The sequence below is a fragment of the Nitrospirota bacterium genome (assembly GCA_016195565.1).
Lineage (GTDB): Bacteria > Nitrospirota > Thermodesulfovibrionia > Thermodesulfovibrionales > UBA1546 > UBA1546.
The window spans coordinates 1-13,069 of record JACPZK010000006.1 but is presented as its reverse complement, the minus strand read 5'-3'; the positions used below and the strand labels follow the sequence as shown (position 1 = coordinate 13,069).

14 protein-coding genes are annotated in these 13,069 nt (G+C 43.7%); 5 read left to right on the top strand and 9 right to left on the bottom strand.

The window, feature by feature from the left end; translation table 11 throughout:
- The first annotated feature begins 109 nt into the window (after positions 1-109).
- Entirely contained in the window at positions 110-1,906 is a 1,797-nt protein-coding gene (locus tag HY035_02085; GenBank protein ID MBI3377180.1) for a cytochrome C, read from the top strand.
- Positions 1,907-1,973: 67 nt separating this feature from the next.
- On the opposite strand, the gene HY035_02080 is transcribed toward HY035_02085, so the two are convergent.
- Positions 1,974-2,150: a hypothetical protein gene (locus HY035_02080; protein ID MBI3377179.1), complete on the bottom strand. Its 177-nt coding sequence runs from the start codon at positions 2,148-2,150 to the stop codon at positions 1,974-1,976.
- A 288-nt stretch (positions 2,151-2,438) separates the two neighbouring features.
- On the opposite strand from HY035_02080, the gene HY035_02075 reads away from it, so the two are divergent.
- The 3 genes from HY035_02075 to HY035_02065 all read left to right on the top strand — a co-directional run bounded on the left by HY035_02075 (position 2,439) and on the right by HY035_02065 (position 4,602).
- The gene (locus HY035_02075; GenBank protein MBI3377178.1) at positions 2,439-2,960 is read left to right on the top strand and encodes a TlpA family protein disulfide reductase; all 522 of its coding nucleotides are present in this window, start codon (positions 2,439-2,441) and stop codon (positions 2,958-2,960) included.
- 9 nt (positions 2,961-2,969) lie between these two features.
- Complete coding sequence (locus HY035_02070; protein ID MBI3377177.1) at positions 2,970-3,686, top strand: cytochrome c biogenesis protein CcdA; 717 nt, start codon at positions 2,970-2,972, stop codon at positions 3,684-3,686.
- Between the two features lie 112 nt (positions 3,687-3,798).
- Positions 3,799-4,602, top strand: coding sequence for a prolipoprotein diacylglyceryl transferase (locus HY035_02065; GenBank protein ID MBI3377176.1), 804 nt, complete (start codon positions 3,799-3,801; stop codon positions 4,600-4,602).
- A 72-nt stretch (positions 4,603-4,674) separates the two neighbouring features.
- Here the strand turns inward: HY035_02065 and HY035_02060 are convergent, their stop codons facing one another.
- The 5 genes from HY035_02060 to HY035_02040 all read right to left on the bottom strand — a co-directional run bounded on the left by HY035_02060 (position 4,675) and on the right by HY035_02040 (position 8,537).
- On the bottom strand, positions 4,675-5,079 hold the full coding sequence (locus tag HY035_02060) for a hemerythrin family protein (protein MBI3377175.1): 405 nt from the start codon (positions 5,077-5,079) through the stop codon (positions 4,675-4,677).
- A gap of 39 nt (positions 5,080-5,118) precedes the next feature.
- Positions 5,119-6,333, bottom strand: a complete 1,215-nt coding sequence (locus HY035_02055; GenBank protein ID MBI3377174.1) for a hypothetical protein — start codon at positions 6,331-6,333, stop codon at positions 5,119-5,121.
- Positions 6,334-6,344: 11 nt separating this feature from the next.
- Positions 6,345-7,655 carry a cytochrome ubiquinol oxidase subunit I gene (locus tag HY035_02050; protein ID MBI3377173.1) on the bottom strand — a complete coding sequence of 437 codons (1,311 nt, stop codon included), beginning with the start codon at positions 7,653-7,655 and terminating at the stop codon, positions 6,345-6,347.
- A 67-nt stretch (positions 7,656-7,722) separates the two neighbouring features.
- A complete protein-coding gene (locus HY035_02045) occupies positions 7,723-8,115 on the bottom strand; it encodes an Rrf2 family transcriptional regulator (protein MBI3377172.1) in 393 nt (130 codons plus the stop codon).
- A gap of 2 nt (positions 8,116-8,117) precedes the next feature.
- A complete protein-coding gene (locus HY035_02040) occupies positions 8,118-8,537 on the bottom strand; it encodes a rubrerythrin family protein (GenBank protein ID MBI3377171.1) in 420 nt (139 codons plus the stop codon).
- Positions 8,538-8,857: 320 nt separating this feature from the next.
- Between HY035_02040 and trxB the strand changes: the two genes are divergently transcribed.
- A complete protein-coding gene (gene trxB, locus HY035_02035; protein ID MBI3377170.1) occupies positions 8,858-10,462 on the top strand; it encodes a thioredoxin-disulfide reductase in 1,605 nt (534 codons plus the stop codon).
- Here the strand turns inward: trxB and HY035_02030 are convergent, their stop codons facing one another.
- The 3 genes from HY035_02030 to HY035_02020 all read right to left on the bottom strand — a co-directional run.
- Entirely contained in the window at positions 10,463-11,545 is a 1,083-nt protein-coding gene (locus HY035_02030) for a Glu/Leu/Phe/Val dehydrogenase (GenBank protein ID MBI3377169.1), read from the bottom strand. It lies immediately after the preceding gene.
- A 150-nt stretch (positions 11,546-11,695) separates the two neighbouring features.
- Positions 11,696-12,748: a response regulator gene (locus HY035_02025; GenBank protein ID MBI3377168.1), complete on the bottom strand. Its 1,053-nt coding sequence runs from the start codon at positions 12,746-12,748 to the stop codon at positions 11,696-11,698.
- Positions 12,749-12,837: 89 nt separating this feature from the next.
- Positions 12,838-13,069, bottom strand: a 232-nt coding sequence (locus HY035_02020; GenBank protein MBI3377167.1) for a response regulator, incomplete at its 5' end; no start/stop codon positions are given.

Below are 13,069 nucleotides of genomic sequence, written 5' to 3'. Positions count from 1 at the left end.
TGATGTTCAATTCCTTTTGCAACCCATTGAAAATATTAAATTTCTAATCTGGCATCTTAATTGCTATATTCTTATATCCAACTTGAAATTCTCATATAGGAGGGAAAGTATGCGGAAAAATGCAATATTTGGGATGGCACTGGGCATGATGCTATTGTTTGTTATCAGCGCCAAAAGCGCTGCCCAGCAGAAGCCACAGGAGGTCAGCAGCTGTCTTGAATGCCACGGCAATACTGCAAAGATGAAGGAGATGGGTTTCTCCCAGTTTGCAGTTACACAGCAAGAGGTGGAAAAGCAGACAAAGATGCCTGCATCCTGCACAGACTGCCATCTCGGCAATCCGAAAGACGCTGTAAAGGACGGCGCGCATAAAGGACTGCTAAGACTCTATTATGTAAAACTCAAAGGATTCCAGGCAGTAACGAGGGATAAGCTTGAAAAATTTAAGCCTGAATCCCTGGAGCCAAGGGGGAAGAACCCTGTGGTCGAGCTGCTCCCCATGGTCGAAAAAGACGGCAAGCCCGTAAAGGACCCCGCGGCCCTCACCATACTGTACCATGATAAAAACCCCGAAACCCTTTCCCATAATTATCCGGTGCAGGAGAAGACCTGCGGAGTATGCCATCCAAAGCAGGTGGAGGAATTCAAGAAGGCTGCAATGGGACACAATGCAAAACAGAGCCAGTATAAGACATGGACTGCCAAGAAGAGGGGACCGCATAACTGCGGGCTCTGGTTTGTGGACAATTCTGAGGAGATAGCTAAAAACACCAAAGTTCCATATACAAAGGAGATGGCATCAATCAACCAGAAGGCATGCAATCAATGCCATGCGGGATGCCTTGACTGTCATTACACACCTAAAAAGAAAGACCCCAATGACCCGTCAGCAGGCTCTCACACATTCACAAAGAAGATAGCACCACAGACCTGTTATGGCGGCGGCAGGGGGTCTCTCTGCCATGCTGGGCCCGAGGACAGAAGACGGGGAGCCGGTTACATAGCAGGAGATTACTCAAACCCGAAGGGGCTAACCCCTGACATTCATTATTCAAAAGGGCTCTCATGCATTGACTGCCACAATACACCTGCAACGGACAAAAAGCTCCTCCACGGGCAGGTGAAGAGACAGGCGAGTTGTGCAAAGTGTCACAATAACGAAATAAAAGCTGCTGCAAAATCTGTTCACAAAAAAGTCTCATGCGAGGCGTGCCACATACAGGATGTCGGAGGTTATACCGCAACCTTCTGGGGTCCCGGCAAGGTTGCAGGGGTAAATACTCCGTTTAAAAAGTATAACGCCTACTATGGTGTTATGAAAGAGCCCATACTCATCAAGGATCAAAAAGGGAGATGGATACCGGTAAAGCCTTATGCAATGGCCGCAATGAACCAGAAGAGTGCAGGAGGGCTTAAACCCGGGCTTGCCTGGAGATGGCCTATAAATCTGCCTGACCTTGAAAGAACAGACGATGCCTATGCCTTTGTTGGACTTCTGAAAGGGATGCCTGAAAACGATAATGCCCTTGCCTGGATACAAATGGACAAGATGTCCCACAAATACGGAAGGTCAAGGAATTGCGAAAGCTGTCATACAAAGGACGGAGAGCAGAGACAGGAGGTGCTGTGGAAGTATACAGACCAGGGCGCTGAGCCTTTTGAGGGAAAACACACTGTAGTGGCAAACAAAAAGGGTCTGTCCATAAAGAATATGCAGGCAACCACCGAGATAAAGGTGAAGGAAGGGTGGAAGATAGAAGACTTTGCGCCATGGTATTATCTTAAGGACAAGTGGCATGTAAAAGGCAACTTCTCTATACCGCCAGTTAAGAAAAAAGTAGCGTATAAAAAAGAGTCCAGCAAATATGAGGATATAACGAAGGCAGGAGAGGCTTATCATAAGTAGTTAGCCGACAAAAGGGGCTGACTGCTTCAGTCAGCCCCGCTGCCTTGACATTTAAAAGATTTTTAAGTTAAAACATATAAGCCATGAAAAAAGGACTTTTTTCTTGCATTGTTTTGATAGCATTGTGTCTTGCAGTTTTGTTTGCAGGGGTTTCATCGTCAGCGAGCCTCTGCCCCAAGGATAGGTCTTTTGTATGCAGTGTCTTCACATTTGTATTTAATGTAAAGGCCAATTCGGCAATCATTGTCCCTGATAAAGGTTACACAAAATTTTGTGCTTACCCTGATTTAATTTACCGTCTGGAATTGGCATCTTCCATATTCCATCCTCCCCAAATTACCTCCTGAGTTTTCTCAGATTTATTTAAAACCCAAATCCAGCGATAATTTTGTCATGCTGAATTTATTTCAGCATTTCATGAGACCCTGAAACAAGTTCAGGGTCTCATTAAAATTAGCTGTATCAATAACTTGATAGGCTTATCGCTGGATTTGGGTAAAACATAATTAAAATTATTTTCAGGAGGTTTTGTATGAAGTCCAAAAAAAATATCCTATGGATTGCTGTTGTTTTAGTAATAGGCATTTATTTATTCTCGGCTGTCAAAGACAGGTTTGCCTTTGCAGGGAGCAAGCCGGCAGTAAATGAAATAGCGCCGGAATTCTCACTGAAGGATTTGAATGGCAGAAATGTGCGCCTATCCGACTTTAAAGAAAAGGTCGTGCTTGTTAATTTCTGGGCAAGCTGGTGCCCTCCATGCAAAATGGAGATACCGGGCTTTCAGAAGGTTTATGATGCATACAAACACAAAGGCTTTACTGTTGTCGGTATTGCAAAGGATGATGTGTCACAATCCTTCATCAAAGAAATGGGTATGACATATCCTGTGGCGATGGCTGACGACAAGGTGATAAGGAACTACGGAAACATCACGGGCCTTCCTACATCATTTTTAGTAGGGAAAGACGGCAGGATACTAAAAAAGATCATGGGGATGTATTTAGAAGGCAGTCTCAAGAACGACGTGGAAAATGCCTTAAAGAACAGGAAATAGGAGGATAAGATGGAAAATATGTCATTACTGATGGCATTTGGCGGAGGACTCCTGTCATTCTTTTCGCCCTGTGTTTTGCCTGTTATTCCTTCGTATGTCTCCTATATTACAGGCATATCCTTCGAAGACCTGACAGGTGAACAGGACAGGGGAAAGATAAGGAAGCTAACCCTTAAAAACTCTCTATTCTTCATTGCCGGATTCTCATTGATATTCGTCCTCCTCGGCGCATCCTCAAGCTTTCTCGGCAGGATACTTTCTGATTATCAGAATGCCATCGGAAAAATCGGAGGGGTGCTGATTGTGGTTATGGGACTTTACATTGCAGGCATACTGAAAATCGGGTTTCTATCGCAGGAAAGAAGGCTCCATTTACAGAACAAGCCCGCAGGGCTTTTAGGTTCTTTCCTTGTGGGGATTGCCTTTGCTGCAGGCTGGACACCATGCATCGGCCCTGTCTTAGGCTCAATTCTTCTTTATGCAAGCACTGCAAATTCCGTTACATCTGGTATAGAGCTGCTAACTGCGTATGCCCTCGGTCTTGGGATACCCTTTCTAATAACATCTCTTGCTATAAGTACCGCCCTCTCGTATTTTAGAAAAATAAATCGCTATATGAGAGTGGTATCTGTTGTGAGCGGGTTATTTCTTGTGGTTGTGGGTATCCTGCTTTTTACAGGGACATTCAATGCGCTGAGCCAGTATATGAGTATGTTTTCTGTTTAACGAGCGAGTGCACAAAAACAAAAAAAGGCCTCCGGAAAAATTTTCGGAGGCCTTTGAATGCCTTGATATCATGCTTAAGTTATAATATGCGGTTAATTTTATGGAGGCTTGAATGATTCCTTATCCAAAAATAGATTCTGAAATTATAAGAATAGGACCATTTGCTGTCAGGTGGTACGGTATGATGTATCTCATAGGCTTTGCATCATCCTATCTTCTGGTCAGATTCCAGATTAAAAAGTTTGGAGTTAAGAGTTCAGAGTTAAAAAACGACAAACACTCAAAACTCAAAACTCTTGACGTTGATTCCCTCTATTTTTATCTCATACTCGGTCTCTTGACAGGCGCGCGTCTGGGATATATTGTTTTTTACAATCTCGCGTACTATGCCAAACACCCGCTCGAAATATTTGCCGTGTGGCAAGGGGGAATGTCCTTCCACGGAGGACTGATAGGAAGCATTCTTGCGGGCTTACTATTCTGCAGAAAATTCAAGCTGGACTTCTGGCAAATTGCGGACATTGTCATCGTCACGGCGCCCATAGGCCTCGGGCTCGGAAGGATAGGAAACTTTATAAACGGAGAACTCTACGGTAGAATCACGGATGTACCGTGGGCCATGGTCTTCCTGTCAGGAGGACCGTTTCCGCGCCACCCGTCACAGCTTTATGAATTCTTTTTGGAAGGTGTCGTGCTTTTTCCCATTCTCTGGCTGCTGAAAGACAGGGGATTCAGGCCGGGCGTCCTTTCCGCGATTTTCATTATGCTGTACGGGATATTCAGATTCATTGCGGAGTTTTTCAGGGAGCCCGATGCGCAGATAGGGTATATTTCAGGCTTCATCACGATGGGACAGATATTGAGCGCAGCAATGGTATTCCTGGGTCTCGGGATTATTTATATAAGAAGACTATAAGTGCGACTTCAGCTTTACATTTAGTGTCGTGAATCGTTCAAATAATCGTAATTCTGTTGGAGTCCTTTTATATCAAATCTTGGCTTTTAAAAATCCGCCCAATGCCTTATCCACCTTACGTATGTGATTAATCAACCAATCAACAACTAAACTGTTGGTGAGTATCACAATATGCACACCCACGCCCTCTGTTTCAATTTTCCTTTTTAAACCAGAAAAGTTTTCTATGAACCATAAATGTTGTGATTTATGAGTAGAATATCCAGGGTAATCAAACGTAGTCATATATTTTTCTTCTTCAGTAAAATGCGTTACTACATAGTCCTCCAAAAATTTTATTACTTTATCAACCTCTTCTTTTCCCTTTCCCTGATTACAGGCCTCAAGCATATTGTTTATTCTCTTGAACAATTCCTTATGCTGCTTGTCAATCTCATTTACGCCGGTTGCTAAGTCTTCTGTCCATTCTATAGCCATGATACCCTCCTTATTTCAACAAATAATTTAATAAGGTAATTATAAGTAATTTCTTACCGAGATTACAATCCCCAAACCAGCCACAATCAATATCCAGATTAAGAGAAGGGCGATGCTTATTCTGCCCCATTTGTGTATAGAAGGTGTTGCAACATATTCACCGCTAACCCTGCCAGATTTATAGGCAACCGACAGGAGATAGCCTATTATTACCAGGCCCATTACAAATGTGGACAGGAACAAGGCAGTGCTGCCCCAGTCAATGTTTAACTTGTAATTGAAGATTGAATAATCAAAGCGGCCGAGATATTTCATCCTTAATGCCTCTCTTGCATATGACATACCGAAAATCGTTATAAATGAAGCTAAAGTGCTCGGCACAGCGTATTTTACAGGGTCTTTCCGGGCATTATAAAGAACTGCCAGTAAAGCTATTCCGAGTCCTGCTCCAACTATGAAAAAGGGATTCGTGAAGAAACTGAATGCTGTCGGCAGACTGAATAACCACCAGAAACCCAGTAACGCCTGTATCGCTGTAAAGTTGAATGCCATTTTTGCTCCTGTCCTGCCAACCCATTCAAGGTATCCCTTTTCCATATCCGCTCTTTCTTTAAAATACCAGGCATAGAGCATCAGGAATATCCCTGTCATGGCGAAAGAGGGAATGATGAAATGGAGGAATCTCGGAAGTTGAAAGGCATGCAAAGATGTCCCGGATGTGTCAACAGCATTTCCCTTTATATACCACTGAAGCCATTTCTCAGGTTGAAGGAGTTGGTAACTGAGGGCATGCATGATAACCCCTGACATTATAAACAGGCCGACTGCAAGAACGCCGAAGAAGGCAAATCCCCTGCCTTCCTTTTTCTCTCTGCCAAGGTAAAAGACATAGGCAGAGCTATAGGCTGCCATCATTATGGCAATGAAGCCTATAACCCAGGCAGCAGAAAGGCTGTTAGACGCATACCAGAAAGGGTCATACACAACTTGAACGAAGAGAAGCGGAGCTACACCCAAAAGCATTGCTATTGAAACATTGGCAGAAACCGCTTTTGCCATTGCTTTTGACAGTCTTGTCCAATATTTATCTTTTTTCAGATGTCCGTATAGCGCAAGAGCTGATGTCCCGACAGTAAAATTCACAAACATGATGTGAAGCGCAAAAGTCAGCACCATCAGGATCTGAAACACAACAGGATAAAAAGGAATTCCCATCGGGTCCTGTAATGTTTTTATTATTGTTCCTATTTCCATTGACTACCTCCTTATTTGTTAAGCGATACTAAATACGTTGCCAGGGCCTTTTTCTCAGCAGTTGTTCCTACAAAGGGTGGCATGTAAGGATATCCGCTGAGTGCATCAATGAAACCCTCTGCCGCTTCCACATCTTTTATACCAAGCCTTTTCAGCATTTGCGGCATTGGCCTCAATCCCTTTTCATTAAGCACATGGCAGGATAAACATTCTCTAAGGGCTATCATCTTTCCAGCCTGTAAGAGATTTGTCTCGTTTATATCCCTTAGACCTTCAGGCACAAATGGAGAAACCTTGAGAATGCCTTTTTCGTTTATAATCTTTGTCTCCGCACTCACGCCCTTTGCCGGAATATCCTTTCCAATTATCTGATTTGAATACATGTATCCGGGAATGATAAATGGTTTTCTTATCATCTCCCTTATCCTTTCAGTGGACCATATTCCTACGAAAAGGACGGCAATTGCCACAATTGCAGGGATGAGCCTGATGCTCAACGGCTTTATATTTGCGTATATAAAATAAAGGATAAGCAGAGAAAGTGAAAAAATTATTCCTCTTTTAAGTCCGGGTGTTGCAAGTATATCAATAAGCCCGCGTGATGTCTCGGGGAGCGTCTTTAGATACCAGAAAAAGACTGCACTGCCTATTATTAACCCTGCAATCCCCCACACGGATGCTGCTTTTACGACAAACCGTTTTACATCTCCGCTTTTGACTCGTGATGCCACTGCAATGGCATAAGCGGCGCCAATGCTGAACATCAGCGCTGTTCTCATCAGTAGCTGGGGCCAGTAGGTCTGGTTAAAGAAGCCATCAAAGAAATTGCCTGTCACAGTCCATTTCCCGGGTGAGACCATAAATGCCAGTATGCCGACTATAACTACCATTGTGGTCCATCCGCCGATGGCAACTATCCAGCCTATTTTAAGATGGGTTTTTTTATCCACCTTACCGAGCGTGTAGTAGTAAATGAATATGCCTGTTACTTCAATTATGAAGAAGACCCATTCAGTGGCCCAGCCCCAGGCATAGTTATGTATAAGCCCTGATATGCCTCTTGGATTTGCAACAGTGGCTGCATACCAGATTCCGATCCCGCTTAAAGAGCCAAGCACATACGAGAATATCAACAGAAGAAGAGAGTATTTTTTTATGAATTCAAGAAGCTCGGGCCGATTTTCTTTATATGCCTTGGTCTCTACATAGATATTAAACCACATAGCGCTTATTGCAAGATGCGATGGCAGCATGTGAAAAGTCGCTATTATTGCCAGTATGATACCGGCGCTCAGGTAAGGAACCTCCCATATTGGATACATAGCCTAACCTCCTTTGTTTTAATCAGGATTAAAATCATCCTATTTAAATCTAAATTTTTTTAACTGCCTAAATCAATTTTGCAAAATTTTCTTTTTGAAGGCGTTTTTCAATAATTCCCCTAAGTTCCGCCCAGACAGGATGCACACTGCATGTTTTGCTTAATCGGCACATCTTTTTATCAAGCGCACATATATTAATCGTGGAATTTCCCTGAATCGCTTTTATCACATCCAGAATACTGATATTTTTTGGTTTTTTTGCAAGAGAAAATCCTCCGCCGATTCCCCTGCCGGATTTTACAATTCCAGCCTTTACAAGGCGCTGAACTATCTTTGCTAAAAAACTTTTAGGAATGTGCATAGCCTTTGCGATCTCATTAACCGTTGCTATATCTTGAGCCTTTCTTGCAAGATATAGCACACACCTTACTCCGTAATCTGTTTCCCGTGTTATATACATGATTACTTAAAAAACCTTCCTATAAGCCCCTTGAGCATCATTGCGTGTCTTGCCTCATCTCTTGAGGATTCGTCAAAAAGGTCATGCGCCTCGTCTATGTTTATCTCCTTTGCCTTCACTGCTGCTTCTCTTTTCCCTTTATTTGCGCCTATTTCTCCGTTAAGCATCTTTTCAAGATTCTCTTTCGTGTTCTCTGAGATAAGGCCGTTCAATTCAGCATACCGGGCCGCGTGTTCCGCCTCTTCCCATGCAATCCTCTTAAGCGCTTCGGCTATCTCCGGATAGCCCTCTCTCTGCGCCTGCCTTGCCATTGCAAGGTAAAGCCCCACTTCATAAGTTTCGCCTTTAAAATTTGCCATTGCCGCTTCTTCCAGCGGCGTGCCTTTAGTTACCCCGAGTTTATTTGTGTTTACAAGCTCCATAATTTTTGCCCCCTTTCCTAAATAGGATGATTTTAGTCCTTTTTTAGCACATACAAAAATATTTGTCAAGTTTTTTATTTATTCCGAAAAATAGACATAGAACTATAGACGCTTAAATTGCCTGTCATTGCGAGAACCCGAAGGGTTCGCTGCAATCTCATCGCAAAAAGCGAGATTGCGGAGCCTGTTCCGAGTCTGTCATAAGAGATTGCTTCGCTTCGCTCGCAATGACAGACGAGGAATCCTCGCAATGACAACTTTCTATGTCTATTTTTCGGAATATGTGTTTTCATTGCAATTTTTTTGATAGAATATGTTCCATGGAAAAAGAACTGATTACAGAAGATATAAAGACAGCATTAAGAGAAGCATTCAAGGAACTCAGGGATGATGTCTTGATTGAGGTTTACACAAAAATCGGTGTAAACGATATGTTCAACGATCTTGCGGTAGATCTCATAGAGGCAATAGCAGAGGCCAGCAGTAAAATTAAAATCAAGCTGTATAAACTTGGAGATGAGAATTCCAAGAATAGAGATGTCCACAGGTCGCCGACAATTCTTATAGCGCCTGATAAATACAGCATCCGTTATACAGGCGCGCCACTGGGTGAAGAAGGCCGTTCACTGGTCCAGTCAATAATAATGGCGTCAACCGGACAAACGCCAGTTTCTCCAGATACTAAGAAGAGACTGCAAAGGCTGAAAGAAAAAAGATATGTAAGGGTATTCGTCAGCCCGACATGTCCTTACTGTCCACAGCAGGCTATGTATGCTATTTCAGCAGCCATAGAACGGAAAGGCCTTGTATCAGCGGAAGTTATAGAAATTTACGAAAACAGGGATCTTGCTGAAAAATACAGCGCCATGTCTGTGCCGAGGACCTTTGTGGGAGAAACTCTCGTATCACCCGGCTTGCAGTCTGAGGAATATTTTGCCGAGTCTTTGATTGAGGGGAAGCCTGTTGAATATGTAATGCCCACAGGGAGGGAAGGATTAAAAGATTATGACATGGTTGTAATAGGAGCGGGTCCTGCAGGGCTTACTGCTGCCTTGTATGCTGAAAGGAGCGGGTTAAAAACTATTGTATTTGAAAAGGCTAATGTCGGAGGCCAGATTGCGATAACTCCGGTAGTGGATAATTATCCGGGATTTGCGAGCATTGCCGGCAAAACACTTGTTGAACTCATGGCAAAGCAGACAATGGCATATTCATCAATCCTTCAGGGCGTCAGCGTAAGTGATATAAAAAAGAAAGATAGCGGTTTTGAAATCACTACAGGAAGGGGAATATACAATGCAAAGGCTATAGTCATTGCAACAGGAGCCGGAAGCAAAAAACTTAATGCAACAGGCGAAGACAGGCTTGCCGGAAGGGGGGTGAGTTACTGCGCTACATGCGACGGCTATTTTTTTAAGGACGGAAAGAATGTCATAGTTGTCGGCGGCGGCAATTCTGCGCTCACAGATGCGCTTTATCTTGACAGCCTTGGCGCCCATGTAACGATAGTTCACAGGAGGGACGCATTCAGGGCGGAAGACAGGCTTCAGCAGAGCGTATTTCAGAGGAATATGCCTGTTATGTGGAATACTTCCATAAAAGAAATTACAGGCGACAGGATCGTTGAAAAAGTCAAAGTCGAGGACACAAAGACAGGCAATACAAATATCATCAAGGCAGATGCTGTTTTTGTGGCAATAGGCTACGAGCCGAATAATGATATAGCAGAAAAACTCAGCTTAAAGATGGACGAAGAGGGCTACATTAAGGTTGATGATAAGATGAGGACCTCAATGCCGCTTGTATATGCGGCAGGCGACATTACAGGAGGGGTAAAGCAGATTGTTACCGCAGTCTCGCAGGGAGCAGTAGCTGCCTTAACTGCATTTGAGGATATAGCAAATCCGTATTGGAAGAAGGGGTAGTTACCCCTCCATTGCCTTTAGAACCCTTTCTTTTGCAATCTGCTCTGCAACATGGCGGGGCAGGGCGCCTTCAGTTTTTGATTGTTCAAGGATGAGCTTTGTGTTTGTCTTAATCCTTGCTGCTATGGCCTCAAATGCCTCTTTCTCAATCTTCCTGGCATATTCCATTGCAGCCATTATAACACCGCCTGCGTTTGCTATGAAATCAGGGACCACGACGACGCCTTTTTTATGCAGTATATCCTCAGCCTCTTTTGTTGCGGGAATGTTGGCCCCTTCAAGAACAAGTTTTGCCTTAATGTCATTTACATTGTCCTTGTGTATAACATCAGGGGTTGCAGCCGGAATAAGTATATCGCAGTCAAGTGAGAATATCTCTTCCATTTTTTTCGCTGTGCCCTTTTTGCAATTTATAACGCTGCCCGTTGCATCCTTTGTCTCAAAAAGACACTTGAGATCAAGACCCTCCGGATTGTGAATCGTCCCTTTCGTGTCGCTTGCCGCAACTATGATTGCGCCTTTTTCCGAAAGAAACCTTGCCGCTGCCCTGCCAACGCTTCCGAATCCCTGAATCGCTACCCGTGCACCTTTAAGCCTTATGCCAGCATAGGGGCATGAGACCTCTGCACATTCTGAAAGCCCAAAGCCTGTTGCGCCGAGTTTATCTAAGGGCAAGCCGCCCATGCGTTCAGGAAGTCCAACAGCTCGTTTAATCTCATCATAAATCCATCCCATAGACTCCTCATCACTGCCCATATCAGGCCCGGGAATATACTCATGTAAATCTTTAATTTGTTTGGCAAACTCTCTGAAATATAATTCTTTTTTAGGGTCTTTGTGGTTAGCAATTATACCTGCCTTGCCGCCTCCGTGGGGAAGCCCTGCAATAGAGTTTTTCATGGTCATTGTCCTTGCCAGCCTTGCCACTTCAGTGGCGCTTACTGAGGGTGAAACCCTGACTCCGCCTATTGAGGGTCCCAATGCAATATTGTCAACAACAACTATTGCCTTTAAACCCGATTTCGGAGAATAGATATGAATTATCTTTGATGGCCCAAGTTCGTCAAATACTATCTCAGTCAGTTCAGTGGCCATAATAATTGCTCCTGTTTTATTGAGATGAAAATATTTTATAGGACAGAAGGTGGAATGTAAACCCCGTTAGAAATATTTTTTAGCGAGTAGAGCTTTCTAACGGGGTAAAGCGGGGTAAAGATTTTTGAGATTTTTGGATCAACCGTTATGAGTTTCGTATATCTTCTCAAATTGCTTATGAGCGTCCTTAAAAACCTGAAGAACACTGGGGTCAAAATGTTCCGGCATAGTCCTGCCGTCGCCTTCGGTGATTATCTTAAATGTTTTTAAATGATCAAAGCCATGCTTATAAGGCCTGCTGCTTCTCAACGCATCATACTGGTCGCATATGTTATATATCCTTCCCTCTATCGGAATTTCCTCGCCCTTTAACCCTCGCGGATAACCTCCCCCATCCCATCTTTCGTGGTGGCTTAAAGCGATTATCTCCGCCATCTGAATAATCCCGGAGGTTCTGCCTCCGAGGATGTTGGCGCCGATAGTTGTATGTGTCTTCATCAATGCGAATTCCTCTGTCGTAAGCTTTGCAGGCTTAAGTAGAATCTCTGCCGGAATGCCGATCTTGCCTATGTCATGCATGGGCGATGCATAAAATATTGTCTCAACCGTTTCTGCCGGCCAGCCCAGTTCCCTTACAGTGAGCGCTGCATAATAGCCCGACCTTTTTATATGCGAGGATGTATCTTCATCTTTGTATTCGGCAACCTTTGTAAGTTTATGTATGGTATCTATGTAGCTTTCCCTGAGCTGGGCTGTCTTTTTCCAGACCTCTGCTTCAAGGAATTCATTGTGCCCTTTCAGGAAATCCTCAAACTCCTTTACCCTCAGAAGGTTTTTTGTTCTCACCATAAGCTCTGTGCTGTCAACAGGCTTTGAAAGAAAGTCATTAGCTCCCATCTCAAGCCCTTTAATCCTGGATTCCTTATCTGCAAGGGCTGTTACCATCACAACAGGGATCTGTTTTGTAGCGGCATCTTCCTTCAGTCTTTTACATGTCTCGTAGCCATCCATCTCAGGCATCATGATGTCAAGGAAAATCAGGTCAGGCTCAAAAGATTTTGTCTTAGCTAACGCTTCAGCGCCGTCGGCTGCTGTCTCAAAAACATAGCCGTGGTGTTTAAGCATTGCGATTATGAGTTTAAGGTTTATTTCTTCATCATCAACAATCAGGATTTTAGCTTTTCTGTCCATGGGATCCTTCGGACTGTCTTCAGACATGCTGCCTCCTTATTACAAGCCCCGTTAGAAAAGACTTTCTAATCGGGGCCATCTGTCAACTATTATTTCTGCCGCTGAACCGTTTCATCAATTACCTTCAGAATATCCTTTACACCGGCAGGTTTTGCAATGTAGCCGTCAAACCACTCTTTACCAAGCTTCTCCTTTTCCTCTGTCATTGCATATGCCGTAAGAGCTATTATCGGTATCTTTGCAGTGGACTGATTTGACTTGAGTATTTTTGCGGCCTCAAGGCCGTTCATCTTCGGCATCTGTATATCCATAAGTATGATG